The following is a 23,844-nucleotide window of genomic DNA, read 5'->3' on the forward strand; positions in this document are numbered from 1 at the left end:
GCGCGGATTATCCGCCCGGTAAACCAGTGTGTAAGTGCCCTAGAAAACATGCGCGTCTGTGGCGTGCAAGGGGCCAAGAGTCAAGCCGGTCAGATGTTCGAGAAATCCCCGTGCCGTCCTGCACCATCGCGGAAACGCCCTGCCCCGGTCGTGCCTTCGCGCCGGATCGCCTCTAACCCGTTGGCCCATTCGACTTTCAGCGCCTCACGCACCGGCATTCCCCGCGTCTCGATGATCGAGCGGCGGTCGGCACGTACGGCCTCTTGCGGGAAACGGGCGATCTCATGGGCCATGGCTTCAGCCGCGGCACGCGCTTCGCCATGCGGGACGATCTTCTCGGCCAACCCGATCCGATAGCATTCCTCGGCTTCGACCTTGCGGCCCGTCAGGGCAATTTCCAACGCCTTGCCCTGCCCAACCAATCGCGGCAGCCGCACGGTTCCTCCGTCCATCAGGGTAACGCCCCAGCGGCGGCAATAGACACCCTGATAGGCGGTTTCGGCCATTACCCGGATGTCACACCAAAGAGCCAGCTCCATTCCACCTGCCACCGCTGCACCTTCAATTGCGCCGATCACCGGTTTGGACAACTCCAGACGCGATGGCCCCATCGGACCGAGGGTCGATGGAGCAGAGCCAATCGGGAATGCATGTTTTTCATAGTAAGGCTCTCCCAAATCCGGGTCAGACAGGGTCGCGGCCATCTTCAGGTCCCAACCGGCGCAGAAATTGCCGCCTTTTCCCCAGAACACGGCCACCTTGGCCGGGCTCCGCTCGAATTCCAGAAAAGCATCGGTCAGCGCCTTGGCGTGATCACTGTCCACGGCGTTCCGCGCCTCTGGCCTGTCGTGAATGATGGTCCAGACGTCATCCGTTTTGTCGATAGTTACGGTCATGAGCTTCCTCCCTCGACTCTCACGATCTCAGGGAAGCTGGATTTTTGCGCTCTGTCGCCTGTGACGCAGCGGCGTCTTAGCTGTTCCGCTGTGCGCGCAGCTTGGCGAAATAGTCCAGCCGCTTTTTCAACTCACGCTCAAAGCCGCGTTCGACCGGTTGATACAGCTCGGGGCGTTCCATGCCATCGGGGAAATAGTTCTGGCCCGAGAACCCATCCTCGGCATCATGGTCATAGGCATAACCCGCACCATATCCCTGATCCTTCATCAATGAGGTCGGCGCGTTCAGGATGTGTTTCGGAGGCGGCTCGCTACCCGATTGTTTGGCCAATCGCATGGCTGCCTTGTACCCGACATAGGCCCCGTTCGATTTCGGTGCCAAAGCCAGATACACCAGTGCCTGCGCCAACGCCAGTTCCCCTTCAGGGCTGCCAAGCCGTTCATAGGTCTGCCACGACTGCAGGCAAATCGCCTGCGCCTGCGGATCGGCGAGGCCGATATCTTCGACCGCCATCCGCGTGATCCGCCGCGCCAGATACCGAGGGTCCTCGCCGCCGGTCAGCATTCGTGCAAACCAATAAAGCGCCGCGTCCGCGTCGGACCCGCGCACCGACTTGTGCAGCGCCGAGATCAGATTGTAATGCTCATCTCCGGATTTGTCGTACTTTGCCGCGCGCCGCATCAGTCTTGTTGAAAGAGCATCCGGGTCTAATGGCGCATCCACAGACCACGCCGCGACCTGTTCGATCAGGTTCAAAAGCGCGCGCCCGTCGCCATCCGCCATCTCTTGCAAGGCCTCGCGGGCTGCCCCTGTCAGCGGCAACGCGCAATCCAATTCTTTCTCAGCGCGTTGTGTCAGACGCTCCAAATCAGCCAGGCTGAGGCGTTCCAGAACCAGAACCTGCGCCCGGCTGAGCACAGCGGCATTCAGTTCAAATGACGGGTTCTCGGTCGTCGCACCAACCAACAGGATGGTGCCATCTTCCATATGCGGCAGAAACCCGTCCTGTTGTGCTTTGTTGAAACGATGGATTTCATCCACGAATAACAGCGTCCCCTGCCCGTTCTGACGCCGTATCTTGGCGGCCTCGAATACTTTCTTCAGGTCCGGAACACCTGTGAAGATCGCGCTGATCTGCACGAAATGCAGGTCGGTTTCCTGCGCCAAAAGACGCGCTATGGTGGTCTTTCCGACACCCGGAGGACCCCAGAACACCAAACTGGACAAACTGCCCGATGCCAGCATGACCCCCAGAGGCGCGTCCGGACCAAGAACCTGTTCCTGCCCAATGACCTCGGCCAACGATTTCGGTCGCAGCCTGTCAGCCAACGGACGATGCGGTGTCGCAGCGGGCTCGGTGGCCCCGGTGTCGAACAGATCGCTCACGAGGTCACAGACGGAACCGCAAGGACACGGCCTGTCCGCGCCGCATCACATCCAAAGTCAGCCTGCGCCCCGGATCCGTCAACGCATCCACGACGTCTTGGGGGTGCTCAATATCCGCGCCATTGATGCTGATGACGGCATCACCTGCACGCAGGCCCGAGCGACCACCATACCGGCCCGCGTCCACCACGACGACACCGGTTTGCGACAGCAACAGCCCCATCCGGGTAATCACCTCAGGGTTCACGCGGGACACCTTTAAACCGGGCATCACGGTGTTGTCGTCCAGTACGGTTTCATCTGCTGGCGGTGTTTCCGGCGCTCGGATCAAATCGACTTCGACGTCAGCGCTATCCTCGCCTCGCAACCGGGTCAGGACCGAAGTGCCCCCTACACCAGCGACAGACATGCGGAACTTCATCTCGGCCGGCGAGTTTACCTCATCCCCGTCCACATGAGTCACCACATCACCTACGCGCAGACCGGCCTCAGCCAGCGGGCTCAGGCTGTGCAGGTCAGAGATCACAACACCCATCGGAATTACCAGCCCAAGGGATTCTGCAATGTCTGCGCTCATATGCTGACCAGCGACGCCTGCCCAAGGGCTGACGAAACTGTCATTGCCAGCCTTGGCCTGGCGCAGGAATTCGGCGACCAAATTGGCCGGGATCGCGAACCCAATGCCGTTGGAACCACCCGAACGCGTCAGGATCGAAGTGTTGATCCCGATCAGATCGCCATTCACGTCGATCAATGCCCCGCCGGAGTTGCCCGGGTTGATCGCGGCATCAGTCTGAATGAAGTACCCACGCGCATTGCCCGTGGCCGTTCCTGTACGTGCCAGCCCGGAAATAATACCTGACGACACAGTCTGGCCCACACCAAACGGGTTGCCGATGGCAAGCGCCAGCTCTCCCACCTCTACCTGATCGGAGTCGCGGAAGTTCAGATGCGGCAGATCTTCGGCCTCTTCCAGACGAAGAATGGCAATGTCGCTTTCTTTATCCCCCAGAACCACCTGCGCCGAATATTCGCGCCGATCCGTTGTCACCACGCGGATTTCCGTGGCCGTTCCAACCACGTGATAGTTCGACACCACATAGCCGTCTGCTGACAGGATGACGCCAGACCCCAGCGAGTTCTGAACCCGTGGGCGCGGTTCGGAAAAACCTCGGCCGAAAAAGTCTTCAAAAAACGGATCCGAAAAGAAGGGATTGGATCGCCCCTGCCGCACGATCTTGGCATAGATGTTGACGACTGCCGGCGAGGCCTGTTTCACCACAGGGGCAAAACCCAGGCTGATTTCGGCCTGCGATGTCGGAACTTTCGTTTCGGCGCTTGCTGAAACAGCAAACGTCGCCAACATCAGAGAACAGAGAATTTTGCGCATGATCCATCCGTCGATTACTCGCCCATCGGATATGCGTCTACATGGGCCGTAATGCAAGCATCAGCTCAGCGCGTTGGGCCGTCAATCTAAAGGGGCGTGCAGGCGGGTACCTTCCGTGATGATCCCACCGCGTTGTCCTACTTCAATTGTGCCATACCGTTGTCTGAAGACTTCGGGCAATTCGCGGTCCCCTTCGGGCGAAAGCCAGAGCCGTAGCAAATGACGGCGCTCAGCGGGGTCCGGCCAGTCCACGAATCCGGTTCGGTCATGCAATTGCGAGTGGTTGTACACGAATTGCATGTCCCCCGGTTGTAGCCGCATGGTCAGGCAAAGGTCGGGATCATTCGCCAACGCGTCAAAGCGATCCAGCGCCTCGACGTGGTCCGATGTAAGCCGCATCGCGTCCGGAAAACGCTGAGCACTGTCGATATATTGCCTTTGGTAAAACACCGTCAATTTGCCATCATGCCAGGAAAACGGCGGGATCGTCATATATGGTTCCATACCGTCGGGCACTTCACCTCGTCGATCAGTCGCAATCGGATCGAACAACAGTTTCAACAAATCCGGGCACTCGGACCGCATCCTGTTAAAAATCGTCTCTGCACTCACCAGCAGCGAGTCCCCTCCTTCCTTGGCCTCGCGCAGGCACAAAAGGCCGACGATGTCGGCGCTGTCTGTGTGAAAGGTTTGACGCTCATGCGTCTGATAAATCCGGGTGTTCGGATCGTTCGCATCCGCACCGATATCCCGAACGTGCCCCAGAATGTGACCCTGAGCGTTCTGCGACCGGGCCGAGCCCAAATGGGCACCGACGCCGCAGAAAATCGTAGCTGCCATCTGTTGCGTGTAATCCTGCACCGGAAGGCCACGGATCACTTCGAACCCAATCCCGTTGATCAGCTTGTCGCGCAGCATCGCCAGATGCTGGTCAAATCGTTTCAGCGGGAAAGCGGCCTTTGTGATCTCACCGATATCTCTTCCAAGGCTCAGGTAATGACGGGCGGCTTGCTCAAGGTCGTCGATGTCGTCCGCCGTCAGGTCGATGATCCATTCACTCTGGCGCGTGCGCATGTCCTGACCGATCCAGACAGACGGCCCTGTCAGTTCGTTCGGTGTTTCCGTTGGGATTGCCATCATCCGTCCTCCACGCTCAGCATACAGCATGATCTGCGACGTTCTGGATTTCATCAACGGATACCGCCGCAAATGCTTTGATTGCGACACTGCGGGGTAAAAAAGAAAAAACCCCCGCGTCCGGGACGCAGGGGTTCAAGTTAGAAAGCCAGGCTTTCTTATTCTTCGTCAGCAGCCTCTTCAGCGGCAACGCGCGCTTTATCAGCTGCGCCTTTGGCGTCTACGTCACGATCAACGAATTCGATGATCGCCATCGGCGCCATGTCGCCATAGCGGAAGCCAGCTTTCAGGATGCGGACATAACCGCCCTGACGCTCGGCGTAGCGGGGGCCCAGAACTTCGAACAGCTTTGCGACGTCTTTGTCTTCTTTCAGCTGTGCTGCGGCCTGACGACGGGCGTGCAGGTCGCCGCGCTTGCCCAGAGTGACCAGCTTTTCGATGATCGGGCGCAGTTCTTTTGCCTTGGGCAGAGTTGTTTTGATTTGCTCATGCTCGATGAGCGAGCCAGCCATGTTCGCAAACAGCGCCTTGCGGTGCTCATGAGTACGGTTCAGGCGGCGGTAACCACGTGCGTGACGCATTTTCTAGTTCCTTCTTTCGCGTTTTGCTTTGTCTGGCCGGCGATGCGTGTCACCGGCTCTCCTTGGGGCGGAAGTGCCCATGCAGTCCCCGGAAGCCCGGGCATTGGTGAAGACGCGCTTAGAACGCGTCTTCGAATTTCTTCGCCAGATCTTCGATGTTGTCGGGCGGCCAATCCTCGACATCCATGCCGAGGTGCAGACCCATGCCAGACAGCACTTCTTTGATCTCGTTCAGCGACTTGCGGCCGAAGTTCGGGGTGCGCAGCATCTCGGCTTCGGTTTTCTGGATCAGATCGCCGATGTAAACGATGTTGTCGTTCTTCAGGCAGTTTGCCGAACGGACCGACAGTTCCAGCTCGTCTACTTTCTTCAGCAGCAGCGGGTTGAACTCCAGACCATCGTCTTCGTCCTGGCGGCCAGCCGATTCCGGTTCGTCGAAGTTGACGAAGATCGACAGCTGATCCTGCAGAATACGTGCGGCAAAAGCCAGCGCGTCTTCCGGCGTGATCGAACCGTCGGTGTCGATCTTCAGGGTCAACTTGTCATAGTCCAGAACCTGACCTTCACGGGTCGGCTGAACGTCATAGGCAACCTTTTTGACGGGCGAATAGATCGCATCGATCGGGATCAGGCCGATAGGTGCGTCTTCCGGCTTGTTCTTCTCAGCCGAGACATAACCCTTACCGGTGTTGACGGTGAGCTCCATGAACAGGTCAGCGCCATCGTCCAGGTGGCAGATGACGTGATCGCGGTTCAGAACCTCGATACCAGCGCTCTCGCTGATGTCACCAGCGGTGACAACTGCAGGGCCTTTGGCATTGATCGACAGGCGCTTGGGGCCTTCGACTTCCATGCGCAAAGCAACCTGCTTAAGGTTCAGGATGATGTCGGTGACGTCTTCACGTACGCCCGCAACCGAGGAGAACTCGTGCAGGACGTTGTCGATCTGAACGCTGGTGATGGCCGCGCCTTGCAGCGAGCTCATCAGAACGCGGCGCAGCGCGTTGCCCAGAGTCAGACCAAAGCCACGCTCCAGCGGCTCGGCAACCAGAGTCGCCTGACGTGCGGGATCGTTGCCCGGCTTGCCTTCCAGCTGGGTCGGCTTGATCAATTCAGCCCAATTCTTATGGATCATGTAATCCCTCCATTCCTGTCCGCGCCCCATGACCAACAAGGTGCAGACGCCCGAGGTTCAAAATGACGTGCTGGGGCCGTGCAAAAACACAGCCCCAGCTCAATTCAAAATCGCTTAGACGCGACGACGCTTCGGCGGACGGCAGCCGTTGTGAGCGATCGGAGTCACGTCGCGGATCGACGTGATGTTGAAGCCCACTGCAGCCAGCGCGCGCAGAGCCGATTCACGGCCCGATCCGGGGCCCTGAACTTCGACTTCCAGCGTCTTGACGCCATGTTCCTGCGCCTTTTTGCCTGCATCTTCTGCAGCCATCTGAGCGGCGTAGGGTGTCGATTTCCGCGATCCCTTGAAGCCCATGGTACCGGCAGACGACCACGAGATGGCGTTGCCCTGTACGTCCGAGATCAGGATCTTGGTGTTGTTGAAGGTCGAGTTCACATGGGCGACGCCCGATGCGATGTTCTTACGCTCTTTGCGCTTAACGCGAGTCTTATCACGTGCCATCAGTCAGACCCTCCCTTATTTCTTCTTACCAGCAATGGCCTTTGCGGGGCCTTTACGGGTACGAGCATTGGTGTGGGTACGCTGACCGCGAACCGGCAGGTTGCGGCGGTGACGCAGACCGCGATAGCAGCCCAGGTCCATCAGGCGCTTGACATTCATCTGAACTTCACGACGCAGATCACCTTCGACGGTGAAATTTTCGTCGATGTATTCGCGAATTTTCAGAACTTCGGCGTCGGACAGTTCGTTGACGCGACGGGTCGCTTCAATGCCCACGGCCTCGCAGATCGCTTTGGCCGAGGTGTTACCGATACCGGTGATATATGTGAGGGCGATAGGTACCCGCTTTGCAGTCGGGATGTTTACGCCGGCAATACGTGCCACGTGTCACTTTCCTTTTTGTTGCGGTTCCGTAGCTCCGGAACCTTTTTTCACAACACTTGATCTTGGCAGTGACGCCAGAGGATCCAGCATTTGTACGAGGTAGTTGCGACAAACAGGACGAATCCCGAATGCACAGTTGATTCCCAAAAGGGATGGGGGTCGATATGGGCTTTTGGCGGTGCCGTCAAGCCCATTTAAGATTTAGCCGAGAACAGCCTCGATCGAAGCGGTCACTTCGTCAATGCTGGCCAGGCCATTGACCGGGCGCAAATCGCCCTTGGCGTAGTAGTAGCCGATCAACGGAGCGGTTTTCTTGTAGTACTCCATCAGGCGGATGCGAACGCTCTCTTCATTGTCGTCTGCCCGAACAGGTTCACCGGCAGCGCGTGCCTCTTCGGCCCGGTTGACGATGCGCTTGACCAGCGTCTCGTCATCAACACGCATTTCGATCACGGTGTGCAACGACTGACCCAACTTGGCGAGCAGAGCCGCCAGCGCGTCGGCTTGCGCCAGCGTGCGTGGGAAGCCGTCAAAGATAAAACCAGCGCCTTTTTCGGTCATCAGCTTTTCTTCGATCAGGCCGATCACGATCTCATCGGTGACCAGCTTGCCCGCGTCCATGATAGCCGCAACCTTCTTGCCCATATCGGTGCCCGAGGTCTTAGCTTCGCGCAACATGTCGCCGGTGCTCAGCTGGACCATGCCGCGTGTCTTGACCAGGTGTTGCGCTTGCGTCCCTTTACCTGCCCCCGGGGGGCCCAACAAAATGATGTTCATCGACGAGAGGGTCCCTTCCTGCCGCGTTTCTTGCTTTTACCGCGCAGTTGGGACTTTTCGATAAGCCCTTCGTATTGATGCGCCAGCAAATGGCTCTGGACTTGTTGGATCGTGTCCATGGTCACAGAGACGATAATCAGAACCGACGTGCCGCCGAAATAGAACGGGATGGCGAACTGGTTCCGCAGAATTTCAGGCAACAGACAGACAGCCGCCAGATAAGCCGAACCTAGAACGAGCACGCGGTTGACCACGTATTCCAGATACTCGGCGGTTTTCTTGCCCGGGCGGATACCCGGCACAAAGCCGTTCTGCTTTTTCAGGTTGTCCGCAACGTCGTCCGGTTTGAACGACACGTTGAAGGTGTAGAAGTACGCAAAGAACACGATCATCGACGCAAAGAACAGCAGGTACAGCGGCTGTCCTGGGCCAAAGTTGGCCAGCAGCCACGACATGATCGGACCGTTGGTGGCACCCGACGAGAAGGTCGAGATCGTTACCGGCAACAACAGCAAAGAGCTGGCAAAGATCGCCGGGATAACGCCCGCCGGGTTCACTTTGACCGGCAGGTGGCTGGAGCCGCCCTCGTATACCTTCATACCGGCCTGACGGCGCGGGTACTGGATGTGGATCTTGCGCAGAGCGCGTTCCATGAACACCACAAAGGTGATGACCGCGATGACCATGACGATCACGCCGATGATCACGGCGGGGCTGATTGCGCCCGAACGACCCGAGGCAAAGAACTGCGCCAGAGCGGCCGGAACTTCTGCGATGATACCAACGAAAATGATCAGTGAGATCCCGTTACCGATGCCGCGCGCGGTGATCTGCTCACCCAGCCACATCAGGAACATCGTACCACCGACCAGAGTGATCATGGTGGACATACGGAAGAACATGCCCGGATCGGTCGCCAGATCGCCCGATTCCAGCGAAACGGCCAGACCGTACGCCTGCACGGTCGCCAGAGCCACGGTACCGAAACGGGTATACTGGTTGATCTTCTTGCGCCCCTGCTCGCCCTCTTTCTTGAGTTGTTCGAGCGCGGGAACCATCGATGTCAGCAGCTGCACGATGATCGAGGCCGAAATGTAAGGCATGATGCCGAGGGCAAAGATACCCATCCGCCCCAGTGCCCCGCCGGTGAACATCGAAACCATGCCGCCGATGCCTTGCCCCGCCTGCTCCATGAACTCGCGCAGTGCCTGTCCGTCGATCCCCGGCACCGGAATAAAGGTGCCCAGACGATAGACGATCAGCAATGCAAGCGTGAACAGAATGCGGTTGCGCAGATCGGTGGCTTTACCAAGGGCAGACCAGCTTGTGTTGGCTGCCATTTGTTCTGCTGCTGATACCATAAATCGGTCTCTCTTATGAAAACACCGCCCGGAACCGTTTTCCGGCTCGGGCGGCGTCTTGGAAAACTCTGAGGTCTATGTAAGCGGGTCTTTGCCCGCTCACAAGCGCTTACTCTGCCGCAGCAGCTTTTGTGACCTTAAGTGAGCCGCCCGCTTTCTCGACTGCTTCTACAGCAGATTTCGAGGCGCCGGTGACTTCCAGGTTCACTTTGGCGCTGATTTCGCCTTTGGCCAGAATGCGAACACCGTCCAGCTTGCGACGAACCAGACCGGAGGCAACCAGTGCATCCTCGGTGATTGCAGCTTTGGTGTCCAGTTTGCCGGCGTCGACGAATTTCTGGATCAGGCCCAGGTTGATAACGGCGAATTCCTTGCGGTTCGGCTTGTTGAAGCCACGCTTGGGCAGGCGCTGGTACAGTGGCATCTGGCCGCCTTCGTAGCCATTGATGGCCACACCCGAACGGGATTTCTGGCCTTTGATACCACGGCCACCCATTTTACCTTTGCCGGAACCCGGACCACGGCCAACGCGGGTGCGTTTCGGTGCGGCGCCAGGATTATCGCGCAGTTCGTGCAGTTTCATTTCGCTTCTCCTAAGCCGGATGTGACCCCCGAAGCGTGATGGGCCAAACACGGCATTTCTTGGTTTTGATTCTCGTGGACAGGTTGCCACCGGAGCCCGATACAGCTTTGCGACCCGGTATGCAAGTTTTGATATCCGACCTATTGCGCCGCGGCCGGAGCGCCATGTGGGAAAATTGGGGCTTCTCGCGGGTCTATTTCATGTTTTGCCAGCAATTTCCCAATCAGGCTGTCCTCATGCGGAACTCCATCGTACCTGTTGGCAAGTATCGACCGCATCCGGCGACCATAGAAATGGATGGAAACCGTATCTTCCTTGAAGAAACGGGACAAACTCACATTTGGACGCGCCAAAGCCCTTCGGCGCGTGAAATTCACCGGGTAAAACACGTGTTCGGGCAGCGCAAAACGGATCTCATTTGTCTGATGTAACGCCCAAGTAATGGCCTTTGGTCCCCAAACGCCCCAATACGTTTCCGGTACGTTGACGGGCCGTCCAGCCTCCTGAGCTTCCAGCAGCGGTTGCATCTGCCGCTTGGGCAACCACGGGGGAATACGGAACGGGTCATTCGTGTACTCATTCAGCAGCCCCAGAGTTTCACTATCCTCTGGCAACCCCAAAACCCCGATCGCGACCTCACCTTCAAGGTAGCCGTAGTAGTGACCGTTCTGTGTTGAGAACGGCTTTACACAATAGGCGTCGGTGTCCGCCCAAATGAGGCCCGGCTCAGCCGCCAGCATACGATACCGAAACTTGTCGGAATGCGGCGCGGGGCTGCCTGTGCGACCGTGCGTTACGAATTCGCTGTCGGGCAAAACGTCCCGTGCGTCGCAGCGCTCTACGCCATCGGGTATATTTGTAACATCTCCGTAGGTATAGAGTCGAACCAGCTGACCAGCATCCAAAAAAGACTTGATGCACAGCTGTTCCAGAAAGCTCAGCGGGCCATCCACCCAAAGCATCCCGATCTGTTGATCTTGCACGTCGCCCGGCCTTTTTTCGTTCAGTTCGATGCGGCCGGATCCGGCTGCCCTATTGGCACATGACCGATTTCCCGTTCACTCGCAACAGTTCCATGAACGTTTCGAAGCGGCTGTGTCGCGCACACAACCCGGACGAAAAAAAGGCGCCGAATTGGCGCCTCTGTTTCGGGTCGTCTTTAACTGCGCTTACGCTTTGTAAACGTGCTCACGAGCGATGTCCGCAATATCACAGCGACGAATTCCGATGTCATCAAGCTCACGATTGGTAAGCCGCTGAAGCTCGGTATAGGTGCGATGATACTCAATCGCCTGTGCGCGGGTTTCCCGGATGCCTTCGATCAGGTTTGCAATGCGGGCGCTCAGGTTAAAGCCACCATGTGTTTGTGTTGCTGTATGTGCCATATCAACTTCCTTTCTGAACCGAGGCGTATTCCCCGGTTATTGCTTTCTTGTTCCTTGGTTGGACAAGCGTCAGATAGGCGCGCTTGATATCGCTAACAACGCAGATTTTGGTCTAGCCGCCATGCGTTTTGGGAATGGCGGAGCCTGTATGGCTCAATAATCCCTCAAATCGTCTGGCGCATTCAGCAGCGTGCCATGGTATTTCGGGAGGCCGTCGTTCATCTGAAGCCATGGAAGCTTACTTTCGTAATTCACATGGAAAGTTGGCGTGAACTCTGTGGGATCGTCCATCGACGCGGCATAAAGGTGCATACCCCCGGGATAGTGATCCGCCTCAAAGCCCATTGGTGACCCGCATTTCTCACAAAAATGCCGATGCACTCCTTTTGAGCTCTCGAGAGTCTTGGGTGGATGCCCCATCCACCGGAAATTCTTCAAAGGAACGCCGAGCCACGCGACCACCGGAGCAGCACAGTTGCGCCGACAATCGTCACAATGACAATAGCACGCCCAGTTGACCTCTCCGTCATAGACCCATCGGGTCTGCCCGCATAGGCACTGCCCACAGGTTGCCATGTATCTCTCCATTTGACTGCGTGGTTGCCGTGTGCATCAAGGCTTGGTCGCTCATCAGCGGACATCTTTCCCAATACACGGGGCGCAGTTTGCTCGGTCTTGTTTGAGGCTCCACCTCAAACGCGACGCACTGGACACACATGCGGCGACAGCGGTTGCTTTACGGCCCGGTTCCTGAACACACATCGTTTGAAGCGGGCCATTGCTTGAATATTGTACTGCTACAGCCTACCAGCAGCCCTACTGCTCTCGTCCGAAAGGTGTCAGACTCTTGAAGTTGTTTCTCTCTCTGCCCAAACCGCCTGACGCCTATCCAAACGACCGGTCCTGGCATTCTCAACTGGCGTATAACACCTATTGGGGCTTGAAGAACCGGACATCATGGCCGCTTGAAGTCGTTCCCTGGAACAGCCCTGTGGACCTCAATCAAGGCGAATACCTTCTCACATGTCTGCCCAACCAAAACTATCACCGGACGGACAAGATAATCGGCCTTGAGAACGACACGTTGCTACAAAGCCGTTGGGAAAGCAGCGAAGTCACACATTTCGGGCAGACGTTCAAAATCGATGACATACGCCCACTGGAAGGTTTATTCACGGGAAAGGCCGGCGCATACTTCCTCACGAATGACGTAGCCATAAATCGCGTTCAAAACAGCGACCCAGATGCAATTGCCCGTATCGAAAGGCTCACCGAGCAGTTTGACGGGAATTTTGCTTATGGGCCCCATCTTGTCGACAAATCCGAGTTCAAACAGGTCGTAGGACAACTGGATCGTCGAAACATGCGCATGCTGATCCTGGATCGCGGGTGGCGCAAAAACTCGACTCTGCTGCTGAATTACATGGCCAAAACCGGCTGGCGCACGCGTTGGCGCGCGCGCCGTACCAAGTGGCTGGACAAAAGTACGGCAAGCCGGGAAATCGCAACGCTCAAACGTTTTGGGATGGTCGCCTCCCTTTCAACCTCGGAAAGTGGGCCGGTCAATCTGCTTGAATGCCTGCATCGCGGTTGCGTCGTCGTTGGGCATTCCGACTGGTGGGATGGTTATGGATTTGAGGAAACAGTCATTTCGTATGACCCGGCGCAGCGCGATGCCAACATCGCAAAACTGCAATATCTTCTGAATCCCAAAAACGCAGAAGAAATCACCGCCAAGCGCGACGCGGTTCTGGCGTATCATAACGCGCGGCAAGACAATGAATGGGGCACGTATTCCGAACGCCTTATCGAGATTATCGAACGCGCAACACAGCTTTGACACCCGTAATAAAGCAAGACGCCCCGGCCATTTCTGACCGGGGCGTCGTGATTTTCCCGAAGTCGGGCTAAAGCCTAAAAGTGGCTTAGCCGCGCTCTTCGATGATCTCAACCAGATGCGGAATCTTGTTGACCATGCCGCGGACCGAAGGCGTATCCTCCAGCTCACGGGTGCGGTGCATCTTGTTCAGGCCCAGACCGATCAGGGTTGCGCGCTGTTCGGCGGGGCGACGGATCGGAGAACCGATCTGCTTTACGACGATGGTTTTTGCCATGGTTCGCTCTCCTTACGCTTCTGCTTCAGCAGCAGCCGGTGCTTCGTCCCGCTTGGGCAGGATGTCGGCAACCTTTTTGCCACGACGTGCGGCAACCGAACGCGGGCTCTGCTCTTTCTGCAGGCCGTTGATGGTGGCGCGGATCATGTTGTACGGGTTCTGCGAGCCCAGCGACTTGGAAACAACGTCCTTAACGCCCAGCATTTCGAACACAGCACGCATCGGACCACCGGCGATGATACCAGTACCTTCAGGTGCAGTGCGCATAACCACTTTACCGGCGCCGTGACGGCCCTCGATATCGTGGTGCAGGGTCCGACCTTCGCGCAGTTGCACGCGGATCATCTGACGCTTGGCTTGTTCAGTCGCTTTACGGATAGCTTCAGGTACTTCTTTCGCTTTACCTTTGCCAAAGCCGACGCGGCCTTTCTGATCGCCGACAACCACCAGAGCGGCGAAGCCAAAGCGCTTACCACCTTTTACGGTTTTCGACACACGGTTGATTGCGACCAGACGATCTGCAAATTCCGGTGCTTCTTCACGGTCGCGGCCACGGCCCCGACGGTTTTCACGTTCTGCCATTTGGCATCCCTTTTCTCATGTGGCGCTCTCGGCGCCGTTTTCTTCAATCCAAGTGAGCCCCGACTAACGCCAGGGCCCCCGGATCATCGGGGCGGATCGAAACCCGCCCGCAGGTCTTAGATCTTCAGACCACCTTCACGCGCAGCGTCGGCGACAGCCTTCACTTTGCCGTGGAACAGGAAGCCACCACGATCGAAATAGGCCTCTTCGACGCCTGCCTTCTTGGCACGCTCGGCGATGGCCGCGCCCACTTTGGTGGCCGCTTCGACGTTGTTCTTGCCAACAACACCCAGATCTTTTTCCAGGGTCGAGGCAGATGCCAGGGTCACGCCACGTACGTCGTCGATCAGCTGAACGCTGATGTTCTTGTTCGAACGGTGTACGGACAGACGCGGACGACCCGCGTTGACCTTGCGAAGTTTGTTCCGAACGCGCAGGCGGCGCTTCAGAAACAGGGTTCTTTTGCTGTTTGCCATTGTCTGCGTCCTTACTTCTTCTTGCCTTCCTTGCGGAAGATGAACTCGCCCTTATAGCGGATGCCCTTGCCTTTGTACGGCTCGGGACGGCGCCACTCGCGGATTTTGGCCGCGACTTCGCCCACCTGCTGCTGGTCGATACCTTCCACAACGATCTCGGTCTGCTTCGGCGCGGTGATGGTGACACCTTCCGGAGCAGTGAAATCAACGTCGTGGCTGTAGCCCAGGTTCAGCTTCAGGGTGTTGCCCTGCATCTGTGCCCGGTAACCAACACCCTGGATCTCCAGCTCTTTTTTGAAGCCTTCAGTCACACCGGTTACCAGATTGGCAACCATGGTGCGGCTCATGCCCCACTGCTGACGCGCACGCTTGGACGAACCACGCGGATCAATTTTGACCACGTTGTCTTCGACCGACAGGGTCACATCGTCAGTGGCGGTGAAGCTACGGGTGCCTTTCGGACCTTTGACTTCGATGGTCTGACCCGACACAGAGGCGGAAACGCCGCTGGGCAGCTCGACCGGTTTTTTACCAATACGAGACATTGCAGACCTCCTTAGAAGACGGTGCAGAGCACTTCGCCACCAACATTGTTGGAGCGAGCGTTTGCGTCCGACATCACACCTTTCGGAGTGCTGACAATCGACACACCCAGACCCTGACGGACCTGCGGGATGTCATTGACGCCCATGTACACGCGACGACCGGGCTTCGAGACCCGCTTCAGTTCGCGAATAACAGGGGTGCCTTCGTAGTACTTCAGGCTGATTTCGATGGCCGGATGACCGTTTTCACCGGTCGTGTTTTCGTAGCCACGGATGTAACCTTCGTCCGCCAGCACGTCCAGAACCCAACCGCGCAGCTTGGAAGCCGGGGTGGAAACGGTGGACTTGCCGCGCATTTGCGCGTTGCGGATACGGGTGAGCATATCGCCGATAGGATCATTCATATCTATGTCTCCCTTACCAGCTCGATTTCACCATGCCGGGGATCTGACCAGCAGAACCCAGCTCGCGCAGCGCGATACGGCTGACCTTCAGCTTACGGTAGTAAGCGTGGGGACGACCGGTCAGCTGACAGCGGTTGTGCAGACGGGTAGCCGAGCTGTTGCGCGGCAGTTTCGCCAGTTTCAGACGCGCTTTGAAGCGCTCTTCCATCGGGCGGCTCTCGTCATTCGCGATTTCTTTCAGCTCGGCACGCTTTGCGGCATATTTGGCCACCAGGCGTTCGCGCTTCTTCTCGCGTTCGATCATTGCTTTTTTAGCCATGTCTCAATCCTCCCGGCGCTTACGCGTTGAACGGCATGTTGAAAGCTTTCAACAGTGCCTTTGCTTCAGCGTCGGTTTTCGCTGTGGTGGCAATTACGATGTCCATGCCCCAGACTTCGTCGACTTTGTCGAAGTCGATTTCCGGGAACACGATGTGCTCTTTCATGCCCATGGCAAAGTTGCCCTGACCATCGAAAGACGGCTTAACACCGCGGAAGTCACGAACACGCGGCATCGCGATGGTGATCAGGCGATCCAGGAATTCGTACATCCGGTCACCGCGCAGGGTCACTTTCGCACCCAGCGGCATATCTTCACGGACGCGGAAACCCGCGATCGACTTTTTCGCCTTGGTCGCAACGGCCTGTTGACCAGCAATTGCAGTCAGATCCTCGACAGCAGCTTTCGCTTTCTTAGAGTCTTTGACGGCCTCAGCACCACAACCGATGTTCAGAACGATTTTTTCCAGCTTGGGCAGCTGCATGTCGTTCTTGTAGCCGAACTCTTCTTTCAGAGCGGCACGGATGGTTTCAGCGTACTGAGCTTTCAGACGCGGGGTGTAGGTTGCGTTATCAAGCATCGATCACGTCCCCTGTGGTCTTGGCGAAGCGAACCTTCTTGTCGCCTTCCATGCGGAAGCCAACGCGGGTTGCTTTGCCGTTCTTGTCCAGCAGAGCCAGGTTCGACAGCTCGATCGGATTTGCCTGAGGCAGGCGACCACCCTGGCTGTTCTGGGTCTGACGGGTGTGACGGATGGCGATATTGATGCCATCGACAACAGCTTTACCGGCTTTCGGGTCAACCGAGGAAATGGTTCCCTCTTTGCCCTTGTCCTTGCCGGCCAGCACGACGACCTTGTCGCCTTTGCGGAGTTTAGCAGCCATGATTACAGCACCTCCGGAGCCAGCGAGATGATTTTCATGAAGTTCTTGCCGCGCAGTTCGCGAACAACGGGGCCAAAGATACGGGTACCTACGGGCTCGTTGTTGTTGTTCAGGATGACGGCGGCGTTGCGATCGAAACGGATCGCGGTGCCGTCTTCGCGACGGACTTCTTTGGCGGTGCGTACGACGACGGCCTTGCGGACGTCACCTTTCTTTACGCGGCCGCGTGGGATGGCTTCCTTCACCGAGACGACAATGATGTCGCCAACGGAGGCGTATTTACGCTTGGAACCACCCAGGACCTTGATGCACTGAACTCGGCGAGCGCCGGAGTTGTCAGCGACATCCAGATTGGTCTGCATCTGGATCATGTGGTTTCTCCCGACCTGTGGGGGCTGGTCTCGTTAGATCCCCCAGGGTTTCGACAAATGGAAAAATCCCGGAAGCTTACGCTTCCAGAACTTCCCAACGTTTCGTCTTCGATTTCGGCGCGCATTCGATGATACGTACAGTGTCGCCGACCTTGAAGGCGTTCTTTTCGTCGTGAGCCCGGTACTTCTTGGACTTACGAACGGTTTTGTGCAGCAGCGGGTGCTTGAAACGGCGCTCGACCAGAACGGTTACGGTCTGTTCGTTTGCGTCGCTTGTTACAGTGCCGGACAGGATACGCTTGGGCATCAGATTACTCCTCGGATGCCGCAGCAGCGGCCTTTTCGTTCAGAATGGTTTTGACGCGGGCAGCATTGCGGCGGGCCGCTTTGATGCCGGCGGTGTTTTCCAGCTGACCGGTTGCCTGTTGAAAGCGCAGGTTAAAGCTTTCTTTCTTCAGGTTGGCCAGTTCCTCGCGGAGCTGGTCCGGGGTCTTGTCACGCAGTTCTTGGGCGTTCATCGCCTTTTTCCTTTGCTCAAAACACCAGAAGGCCCCCTGACAGGGTCACCTTGGACCTGGTGGATGAATGATAGACATACGAATCGCCCGACAACGCCGGGAGATCGCAGGATGCCGCCGTATAAGGGTTTGGCGGGTGGGTGGCAAGGGAAAGATTTAGCCTTGTATATTCGCACCAATATCGCCGTCATCATGACGCGGCCGATACGCCAGCCCGAATGGAATTGTAATGAATGTCGCGATCAGGGCTACAGCGGTGGCGCTAAACCAAAAACTAACGCTTCCAAACACTGGCAGAAAGTAACGCTTGTCCATGGGCGCACCAATGACGTCGAGGAGATCAATCGGCAATCCGGCGGATTGGGCCAAAAGGTAGCTGACAGCTGCTTCGAATAAGAAAGCCAAACTGAAAACAGCCGCGACAGTTGGCAATTGGAAACCCCAAAGAGGTTTCTTTTCAACCTCGGGTAATTGCATCAGTTGAACGCGTGCCACACGGCCCAGAAAGATCGGCGCTAACGCGGCAAGTCTTAAAACCATCCCTAAATAGGCCGGCTTACTCGCCACAGACAAATAAAGCAGGACGGCTGCCCAAGCTAAGAAAACTGCAAAAATATAGTGAATTACTGCCTTTGACATTTTATCGATGATCCTTCCGATCTTTATGGGCATATTAGCTGCCTTCAACTGGATCAGTCACAACCCAAGTTTGCAGTTTAGCCCATAGGATCAATTCATGCGGAAGTCACTGTTATCAATGTAGCTTGTTCATCTATGACAAACAGAGGGGAATTGCGTGCAGGCAAAAACAACGCTTCACTCCCATTTGTAATTAAAACTCACCGAAATCCGCTCTTCTTCGGCCATGTTCATCGGCACTTCGTGGCGCAACCAGCTTTCCCACAGCAGGACGTCCCCCACCTGTGGCTTCATATAGATGAACGGCTGTAAATCTCGCCGACCACCCTTGATCCGCGTCGGTGCCGCCATCATGCGGCCTGAGCGGGGGTCTTCCAGTTTCAGCGCGCTGGCCCCTTCGGGCATCGCCACATAGGTCGTGCCCGAGATTACGCTGTGCGGATGCAGGTGGCTGGAGTGCATTCCGCCCTCGGGCAGAATATTAATCCATAGGTCCTCAAGCTTCAGCTCCCCCTCGCCCAGATCGAACTCCAGATCCTTGGCAAAGGCCGCCACGTGTTGATCCAGCGCCTTGACCAGATCGGCGAAGATCGGGAAACGCCAGGGCAGATCGGTCAGTGAGGCATAGCTAGTGTAACCGGGATAACCGTTCTCCTCACACCATTCCTGCCCGGCCTCATCATCCTCGGCGATGACAAGGCAGGAGCTTTCCAATTCCTCTGTGTCGATCTTGGGATCGAACTCGGACAAAGCTGCGCGGTAAAGACGGGTTACGAAAAGTGATTCAATCTGTGCCATGGGCCGGGCATAACCCAGCCCCTTCGACAAGGCCAGCCCATGTTGGCGGGTTACGTCTTGATAGGCCCTTTGCCGCAGCGCGGTATCGGGCGACCCCCATCCGCATAGGCCAGGCACAGTACGATCTCATCCGGTTTTGGTGCATCGGGAATGTTCAGCGTCATTGTGTCGAAATGGTCGAACGACCATGGATTGTCCTTGTGCCCAAGCGGCAGGTCAATCGCACAGCCCGGTGCGCCCAGCTTGGCATTCGAGGGGATTACAGCCTCACCGCCACCAGCCGCAGTACGCATCGGAGCGCCAAGTTTTGGATGGATAACCGCCCCGCCCTGCTCAAGGTCGCCGTTCACACCAACAATCGCTGCCTTCCCGTACGAGATTGTCTCACCGTCCAACTGTTCGATGGCTTCTCTGGCGAGTTCTTCACCAAGCAAAGCCCCGATCTCAAACAACTCTGAGAGGTCTTCTGTATAAGTGCCAGCAAGAGGGTTTCGAACCACCGCCAATGCGGCGACGCGGCTGATAGGGGCGCAAGGCTGCCCCAGTTGATCTGTGGTGATCACTTCCTTGACGAACACCTTCTTTCGCAGTCGTACCATGATAGCCTCCCGATTTTTTCGCTGTCAGCCTAAGTACGCTTTGCCGTCGCGTCGAACTAATTTGCGGCCCCAATCAAAACGAAAACCCCCGCCGGTTTCCCGACGGGGGATAGTCTTGTCACGAGCGGGGTTTCCCCCAATCGCTTACCAGTCTTCGCGAACCACGACGCGAGTCTTGATCGGCAGCTTCATCGCGGCCAGGCGCAGGGCCTCGCGGGCGATGTCGTCATTGACGCCGTCGATCTCGAACATCACGCGGCCAGGCTTGACTTTGCATGCCCAGCGGTCGACCGAACCTTTACCTTTACCCATACGAACTTCGATCGGCTTTGCAGTGACCGGAGTGTCGGGGAAGATGCGGATCCAGACACGACCCTGACGCTTCATGTGACGCGTCATGGCACGACGTGCAGCTTCGATCTGGCGTGCAGTTACACGCTCAGGCTCAAGAGCTTTCAGGCCGTAGGTGCCAAAGTTCAGATCAGAGCCGCCCTTGGCTTCGCCCTTGATCCGGCCTTTGTGCATCTTGCGGAATTTAGTACGCTTTGGTTGAAGCATATCTTTCCCTCCTTAGCGACGACCGCCACCAGCACCACGAGGTGCAGGGCCGTCCTGGAGTTCCTGTGCTTTACGGTCACGTGCCTGCGGATCGTGCTCCATGATCTCACCTTTGAAGATCCAGACCTTGATCCCGATGATCCCGTAGGGGGTCATCGCTTCGGCATGTGCGTAATCGATGTCGGCACGCAGGGTGTGCAGAGGCACGCGGCCTTCGCGGTACCACTCGGTCCGTGCGATTTCGGCGCCGCCCAGACGACCAGCGACGTTCACCCGGATACCCAGGGCGCCCATGCGCATGGCGTTCTGAACCGACCGCTTCATCGCGCGGCGGAACGAGACGCGGCGCTCCAGCTGCTGAGCGATGGACTCGGCAACCAGCTGCGCGTCAAGCTCGGGCTTGCGCACTTCGACGATGTTCAGGTGCAGTTCGCTGTCGGTCATCCGCGCAAGCTTTTTGCGCAGAACTTCGATGTCCGCACCTTTCTTGCCGATGATGACACCGGGACGTGCAGTGTGGATCGTAACGCGGCACTTCTTGTGCGGACGTTCGATGATCACACGGGCAACACCGGCCTGCTTGCACTCTTTGTTGATGAACTCACGGATCTTGAGGTCTTCCAGCAGAAGATCACCGTAGTCCTTGGTGTCGGCGTACCAGCGGCTGTCCCAGGTGCGGTTGACCTGCAGGCGCATGCCGATCGGATTTACTTTATGACCCATTAGGCTTGCTCCTCAACTTGACGCACCTTGATGGTGATCTCCGAGAACGGCTTCATGATCTTGCCGAAACGGCCACGGGCACGCGGACGACCACGCTTCATGACCAGGTTCTTGCCAACCCATGCTTCGGCGACAATCAGCTCGTCAACGTCCAGGTTGTGGTTGTTTTCGGCATTCGCGATTGCGGACTGCAGGCACTTCTTGACGTCCTGCGCGACACGCTTGTTCGAGAAAGTCAGGTCGGTCAGAGCCTTCTCAACTTTCTTGCCGCGGATCATTTGCGCAACCAGGTTCAGTTTCTGCGGGCTGGTGCGAAGCATGCGCGTTTTCGCCATTGCTTCGTTTTCAGCCACGCGGCGGGGGTTCTTTTCCTTGCCCATGACTTACTTCCGCTTCGCTTTTTTGTCTGCGGCGTGGCCATAATAGGTGCGGGTCGGCGAGTATTCACCGAACTTCTGACCGATCATGTCTTCCGAGACGTTTACCGGGATATGCTTCTGGCCGTTGTACACACCAAAGGTCAGACCCACGAACTGGGGCAGAATGGTGGAACGACGCGACCAGATTTTGATGACTTCGTTGCGGCCCGACTCGCGCGCTGCTTCGGCTTTTTTCAGCACGTAAGCATCGACGAAAGGACCCTTCCAAACAGAGCGAGACATGGATTAACGTCCCTTCTTCTTGGCGTGCCGCGAGCGGATGATCAGCTTCTGGGACGCTTTGTTCTTGTTGCGGGTACGCTTACCCTTAGTGTCCTTACCCCACGGCGTAACCGGTGTACGGCCACCCGAGGTACGACCTTCACCACCACCATGCGGGTGATCGATCGGGTTCATTGCAACACCACGAACCGACGGACGAACGCCTTTGTGGCGCATACGACCGGCTTTACCGAGGTTCTGGTTCGAGTTGTCGGGGTTGGACACGGCACCAACGGTGGCCATGCATTCCTGACGGACCATGCGCAGCTCGCCCGAGCTCAGACGGATCTGAGCGTAGCCGCCATCGCGACCAACGAACTGAGCGTAAGTACCGGCCGCACGTGCGATCTGACCGCCTTTACCAGGCTTCATCTCGATGTTGTGGACGATGGTACCGATCGGCATGCCCGAGAACGGCATTGCGTTGCCCGGCTTGATGTCGGCCTTGGCGGATGCCACGACTTTGTCACCAACAGCCAGACGCTGCGGAGCCAGGATATATGCCTGCTCGCCGTCTTCGTATTTTACCAGTGCGATGAATGCGGTCCGGTTCGGGTCATATTCGATCCGCTCGACGGTTGCCGCGACATCAAATTTGTTCCGTTTGAAGTCAACGATCCGGTAGAGACGCTTTGCGCCACCGCCGCGGCGGCGTGAAGTGATCCGTCCGGTGTTGTTCCGGCCGCCCGATTTGGTCAAACCCTCAGTGAGAGACTTGACCGGACGTCCTTTCCAAAGCTCCGAACGGTCGATCAGCACCAGCCCGCGCTGGCCCGGCGTCGTCGGCTTGTACGACTTGAGTGCCATGCTTTCTGTCTTCCGTTTAGCAAGTGCAGGGAGTTTCCCCGCTATGTGATAGGCCCCCGTAGGTGCCAAGGGTATAGGGCCCCGAAGGTCCCCGGTTACAAATATCAGAGGCCCCGGAACGAATCCGAGGCCGCAAGATTGGGAGCGTTTAGCAGTGTTGGGGGTGGGTGTCTATAGGAACTTTGAAGCTTCTTGGCTGGTCGCTAATCCGACAGCGATGGGAAACGAGCGATCACGCGCTTTATTCGGTCAGTCAGGGCAGAAAGGTACTCTTAATCTTTGGGACAAACCCTTTGGAAGCCTTGCAAGCGCGATCTACTATGCCTGAGACACCGTGAAAGGTTCCATTTTCAATTGCTTCGCACCATGCTGCATTTCTCAACCCGCAATATCCAATGACCGGCAGCAATATTAACGTCAGTAGAGCGCACAGCAAAAATGCGAAATAGACTGCGATACGTCGAATGATGCGTAATTTTGGTTTGAAGCCGCTCGAATCAAGATAGGAAAGCGGAGTTATGCATAGCTTCAAAACTCTACCCAAAGGGATTGTATTGCTGCGATAGAGCTCGAGGTATTCTATACGCCCCTTTAAATCAGTGATGGGGCGCACACTACTTTGATCCCCGTGAATACTCTCTAAAACCTCTTCATCAGTGAGTTTCAAATTCCGAACTTCAAAAGCAGAAGCCACAAGTGAAAGCTCCGGGTTTATAGGTGCCGATGCAAACATTTCGATGTAACACATTACTCCCGGTGAGAGCCTGTAGTACATTGGCCACCAAAATAGAGCATAGCGTGGGACCTTCTGGGCTGAGTCAGAACTATCCTTCGCAAACCCGAACCCTTCGAGTTTCGGAATCAACTCAAACTCAACTTTTTTACAAATCGGCCCGAATGAAGGCCAGTCTCGCAGACGAGCATTGTCGGTAGACATAAATTTTAATTCCAAGTCTCTCATTTCATAAATTGGACCGAACACGCCCGATAGTCTGTTTTCTTGACTTAAATATGGCCGTGCAAACAAACCCATGGTGCCTTTTGTCATCAACTAATGCGCACCGACGATTAATTCTATCCAAAAACAGGTCCGATCAGAGACCGTTAGACACTCCGATGGTGCCACCCTTTTCTTCGGTCACACTTGCTTACCTAATTGCTTTTAGTCACGCACCAAACTACGGAGCCAAGGCCGAAGGCCGCCGCGCCAGCGACTGCCCGTCCCGCCGGGCTGGCGCTTTGGGGCCGTTTGCGCCTCGGTTTGAGTTCGGATGTATGTGTCACAA

General features: G+C 56.8%; 35 protein-coding genes. 1 reads left to right on the top strand and 34 read right to left on the bottom strand.

Annotated features, from left to right (window positions below; all coding sequences use genetic code 11):
• Nucleotides 1-89: 89 nt before the first annotated feature.
• The 14 genes from ACR0J0_RS20105 to ACR0J0_RS20170 all read right to left on the bottom strand — a co-directional run bounded on the left by ACR0J0_RS20105 (nucleotide 90) and on the right by ACR0J0_RS20170 (nucleotide 12,108).
• Complete coding sequence (locus ACR0J0_RS20105; protein ID WP_480665797.1) at nucleotides 90-896, bottom strand: crotonase/enoyl-CoA hydratase family protein; 807 nt, start codon at nucleotides 894-896, stop codon at nucleotides 90-92.
• A 76-nt stretch (nucleotides 897-972) separates the two neighbouring features.
• Complete coding sequence (locus tag ACR0J0_RS20110; protein ID WP_480665798.1) at nucleotides 973-2,283, bottom strand: replication-associated recombination protein A; 1,311 nt, start codon at nucleotides 2,281-2,283, stop codon at nucleotides 973-975.
• A 4-nt stretch (nucleotides 2,284-2,287) separates the two neighbouring features.
• Nucleotides 2,288-3,676, bottom strand: coding sequence for a trypsin-like peptidase domain-containing protein (locus tag ACR0J0_RS20115; RefSeq protein WP_480665815.1), 1,389 nt, complete (start codon nucleotides 3,674-3,676; stop codon nucleotides 2,288-2,290).
• A 78-nt stretch (nucleotides 3,677-3,754) separates the two neighbouring features.
• A complete protein-coding gene (locus tag ACR0J0_RS20120) occupies nucleotides 3,755-4,864 on the bottom strand; it encodes a TauD/TfdA family dioxygenase (protein WP_480665799.1) in 1,110 nt (369 codons plus the stop codon).
• A 104-nt stretch (nucleotides 4,865-4,968) separates the two neighbouring features.
• Nucleotides 4,969-5,391: a 50S ribosomal protein L17 gene (rplQ, locus tag ACR0J0_RS20125; protein WP_039538314.1), complete on the bottom strand. Its 423-nt coding sequence runs from the start codon at nucleotides 5,389-5,391 to the stop codon at nucleotides 4,969-4,971.
• A 118-nt stretch (nucleotides 5,392-5,509) separates the two neighbouring features.
• Nucleotides 5,510-6,526 carry a DNA-directed RNA polymerase subunit alpha gene (locus ACR0J0_RS20130; RefSeq protein ID WP_068340717.1) on the bottom strand — a complete coding sequence of 339 codons (1,017 nt, stop codon included), beginning with the start codon at nucleotides 6,524-6,526 and terminating at the stop codon, nucleotides 5,510-5,512.
• 114 nt (nucleotides 6,527-6,640) lie between these two features.
• A complete protein-coding gene (gene rpsK, locus ACR0J0_RS20135; protein WP_008757289.1) occupies nucleotides 6,641-7,030 on the bottom strand; it encodes a 30S ribosomal protein S11 in 390 nt (129 codons plus the stop codon).
• 15 nt (nucleotides 7,031-7,045) lie between these two features.
• Nucleotides 7,046-7,414: a 30S ribosomal protein S13 gene (rpsM, locus tag ACR0J0_RS20140; RefSeq protein WP_170332212.1), complete on the bottom strand. Its 369-nt coding sequence runs from the start codon at nucleotides 7,412-7,414 to the stop codon at nucleotides 7,046-7,048.
• Between the two features lie 201 nt (nucleotides 7,415-7,615).
• Nucleotides 7,616-8,191 (bottom strand): adenylate kinase, encoded by a 576-nt coding sequence (locus ACR0J0_RS20145; protein ID WP_155150038.1) that lies wholly within the window; start codon nucleotides 8,189-8,191, stop codon nucleotides 7,616-7,618.
• Nucleotides 8,188-9,552, bottom strand: coding sequence for a preprotein translocase subunit SecY (gene secY / locus ACR0J0_RS20150; protein WP_480665800.1), 1,365 nt, complete (start codon nucleotides 9,550-9,552; stop codon nucleotides 8,188-8,190). The genes ACR0J0_RS20145 and secY overlap by 4 nt, the downstream gene beginning before the upstream one ends.
• A 109-nt stretch (nucleotides 9,553-9,661) precedes the next feature.
• Entirely contained in the window at nucleotides 9,662-10,135 is a 474-nt protein-coding gene (gene rplO / locus ACR0J0_RS20155; RefSeq protein ID WP_480665801.1) for a 50S ribosomal protein L15, read from the bottom strand.
• Nucleotides 10,136-10,275: 140 nt separating this feature from the next.
• The gene (locus ACR0J0_RS20160) at nucleotides 10,276-11,118 is read right to left on the bottom strand and encodes a hypothetical protein (protein WP_480665802.1); all 843 of its coding nucleotides are present in this window, start codon (nucleotides 11,116-11,118) and stop codon (nucleotides 10,276-10,278) included.
• A gap of 186 nt (nucleotides 11,119-11,304) precedes the next feature.
• Nucleotides 11,305-11,520 carry a DUF1127 domain-containing protein gene (locus ACR0J0_RS20165; protein WP_480665803.1) on the bottom strand — a complete coding sequence of 72 codons (216 nt, stop codon included), beginning with the start codon at nucleotides 11,518-11,520 and terminating at the stop codon, nucleotides 11,305-11,307.
• Nucleotides 11,521-11,673: 153 nt separating this feature from the next.
• On the bottom strand, nucleotides 11,674-12,108 hold the full coding sequence (locus tag ACR0J0_RS20170; RefSeq protein WP_480665804.1) for a GFA family protein: 435 nt from the start codon (nucleotides 12,106-12,108) through the stop codon (nucleotides 11,674-11,676).
• A 259-nt stretch (nucleotides 12,109-12,367) separates the two neighbouring features.
• Here ACR0J0_RS20170 and ACR0J0_RS20175 point away from each other — a divergent pair, with 259 nt between their 5' ends.
• Entirely contained in the window at nucleotides 12,368-13,360 is a 993-nt protein-coding gene (locus ACR0J0_RS20175; protein WP_480665805.1) for a glycosyltransferase, read from the top strand.
• Between the two features lie 85 nt (nucleotides 13,361-13,445).
• Here the strand turns inward: ACR0J0_RS20175 and rpmD are convergent, their stop codons facing one another.
• The 20 genes from rpmD to ACR0J0_RS20275 form a co-directional block, all read right to left on the bottom strand.
• Complete coding sequence (gene rpmD / locus ACR0J0_RS20180; protein ID WP_074736195.1) at nucleotides 13,446-13,634, bottom strand: 50S ribosomal protein L30; 189 nt, start codon at nucleotides 13,632-13,634, stop codon at nucleotides 13,446-13,448.
• Between the two features lie 12 nt (nucleotides 13,635-13,646).
• Entirely contained in the window at nucleotides 13,647-14,216 is a 570-nt protein-coding gene (gene rpsE, locus ACR0J0_RS20185) for a 30S ribosomal protein S5 (protein ID WP_155148691.1), read from the bottom strand.
• A gap of 116 nt (nucleotides 14,217-14,332) precedes the next feature.
• Nucleotides 14,333-14,692: a 50S ribosomal protein L18 gene (rplR, locus tag ACR0J0_RS20190; protein WP_010437103.1), complete on the bottom strand. Its 360-nt coding sequence runs from the start codon at nucleotides 14,690-14,692 to the stop codon at nucleotides 14,333-14,335.
• A gap of 11 nt (nucleotides 14,693-14,703) precedes the next feature.
• Nucleotides 14,704-15,237, bottom strand: coding sequence for a 50S ribosomal protein L6 (gene rplF / locus ACR0J0_RS20195; RefSeq protein ID WP_475228290.1), 534 nt, complete (start codon nucleotides 15,235-15,237; stop codon nucleotides 14,704-14,706).
• 11 nt (nucleotides 15,238-15,248) lie between these two features.
• Nucleotides 15,249-15,641 carry a 30S ribosomal protein S8 gene (gene rpsH / locus ACR0J0_RS20200; protein WP_155148687.1) on the bottom strand — a complete coding sequence of 131 codons (393 nt, stop codon included), beginning with the start codon at nucleotides 15,639-15,641 and terminating at the stop codon, nucleotides 15,249-15,251.
• A gap of 13 nt (nucleotides 15,642-15,654) precedes the next feature.
• Entirely contained in the window at nucleotides 15,655-15,960 is a 306-nt protein-coding gene (rpsN, locus tag ACR0J0_RS20205) for a 30S ribosomal protein S14 (protein WP_068340744.1), read from the bottom strand.
• A gap of 19 nt (nucleotides 15,961-15,979) precedes the next feature.
• On the bottom strand, nucleotides 15,980-16,540 hold the full coding sequence (rplE, locus tag ACR0J0_RS20210) for a 50S ribosomal protein L5 (RefSeq protein ID WP_170334098.1): 561 nt from the start codon (nucleotides 16,538-16,540) through the stop codon (nucleotides 15,980-15,982).
• On the bottom strand, nucleotides 16,533-16,844 hold the full coding sequence (gene rplX, locus ACR0J0_RS20215) for a 50S ribosomal protein L24 (RefSeq protein WP_155148683.1): 312 nt from the start codon (nucleotides 16,842-16,844) through the stop codon (nucleotides 16,533-16,535). The genes rplE and rplX overlap by 8 nt, the downstream gene beginning before the upstream one ends.
• 2 nt (nucleotides 16,845-16,846) lie before the next feature.
• A complete protein-coding gene (gene rplN / locus ACR0J0_RS20220) occupies nucleotides 16,847-17,215 on the bottom strand; it encodes a 50S ribosomal protein L14 (protein ID WP_008757934.1) in 369 nt (122 codons plus the stop codon).
• Nucleotides 17,216-17,291: 76 nt separating this feature from the next.
• Entirely contained in the window at nucleotides 17,292-17,522 is a 231-nt protein-coding gene (gene rpsQ / locus ACR0J0_RS20225) for a 30S ribosomal protein S17 (RefSeq protein WP_170495397.1), read from the bottom strand.
• A 4-nt stretch (nucleotides 17,523-17,526) separates the two neighbouring features.
• The gene (rpmC, locus tag ACR0J0_RS20230) at nucleotides 17,527-17,733 is read right to left on the bottom strand and encodes a 50S ribosomal protein L29 (protein WP_010437082.1); all 207 of its coding nucleotides are present in this window, start codon (nucleotides 17,731-17,733) and stop codon (nucleotides 17,527-17,529) included.
• Nucleotides 17,734-17,889: 156 nt separating this feature from the next.
• A complete protein-coding gene (locus tag ACR0J0_RS20235) occupies nucleotides 17,890-18,405 on the bottom strand; it encodes a hypothetical protein (protein WP_480665806.1) in 516 nt (171 codons plus the stop codon).
• 144 nt (nucleotides 18,406-18,549) lie between these two features.
• Nucleotides 18,550-19,170 carry a 2OG-Fe(II) oxygenase family protein gene (locus ACR0J0_RS20240; protein ID WP_480665807.1) on the bottom strand — a complete coding sequence of 207 codons (621 nt, stop codon included), beginning with the start codon at nucleotides 19,168-19,170 and terminating at the stop codon, nucleotides 18,550-18,552.
• Nucleotides 19,171-19,220: 50 nt separating this feature from the next.
• On the bottom strand, nucleotides 19,221-19,769 hold the full coding sequence (locus ACR0J0_RS20245; RefSeq protein ID WP_480665808.1) for an amino acid synthesis family protein: 549 nt from the start codon (nucleotides 19,767-19,769) through the stop codon (nucleotides 19,221-19,223).
• 144 nt (nucleotides 19,770-19,913) lie between these two features.
• On the bottom strand, nucleotides 19,914-20,327 hold the full coding sequence (gene rplP, locus ACR0J0_RS20250; RefSeq protein WP_085823145.1) for a 50S ribosomal protein L16: 414 nt from the start codon (nucleotides 20,325-20,327) through the stop codon (nucleotides 19,914-19,916).
• 12 nt (nucleotides 20,328-20,339) lie between these two features.
• A complete protein-coding gene (rpsC, locus tag ACR0J0_RS20255) occupies nucleotides 20,340-21,050 on the bottom strand; it encodes a 30S ribosomal protein S3 (protein ID WP_008758042.1) in 711 nt (236 codons plus the stop codon).
• Nucleotides 21,050-21,430 (bottom strand): 50S ribosomal protein L22, encoded by a 381-nt coding sequence (gene rplV / locus ACR0J0_RS20260; protein ID WP_039538267.1) that lies wholly within the window; start codon nucleotides 21,428-21,430, stop codon nucleotides 21,050-21,052. Before rplV ends, rpsC begins: the two co-directional genes overlap by 1 nt.
• 3 nt (nucleotides 21,431-21,433) lie before the next feature.
• Nucleotides 21,434-21,712 carry a 30S ribosomal protein S19 gene (gene rpsS, locus ACR0J0_RS20265; RefSeq protein ID WP_005980699.1) on the bottom strand — a complete coding sequence of 93 codons (279 nt, stop codon included), beginning with the start codon at nucleotides 21,710-21,712 and terminating at the stop codon, nucleotides 21,434-21,436.
• Between the two features lie 3 nt (nucleotides 21,713-21,715).
• Complete coding sequence (gene rplB / locus ACR0J0_RS20270; protein ID WP_008757664.1) at nucleotides 21,716-22,558, bottom strand: 50S ribosomal protein L2; 843 nt, start codon at nucleotides 22,556-22,558, stop codon at nucleotides 21,716-21,718.
• A 253-nt stretch (nucleotides 22,559-22,811) separates the two neighbouring features.
• Nucleotides 22,812-23,606, bottom strand: coding sequence for a hypothetical protein (locus ACR0J0_RS20275; protein ID WP_480665809.1), 795 nt, complete (start codon nucleotides 23,604-23,606; stop codon nucleotides 22,812-22,814).
• Nucleotides 23,607-23,844: the final 238 nt, after the last annotated feature.

The sequence above is a fragment of the Ruegeria sp. BF12 genome, from assembly GCF_056538705.1.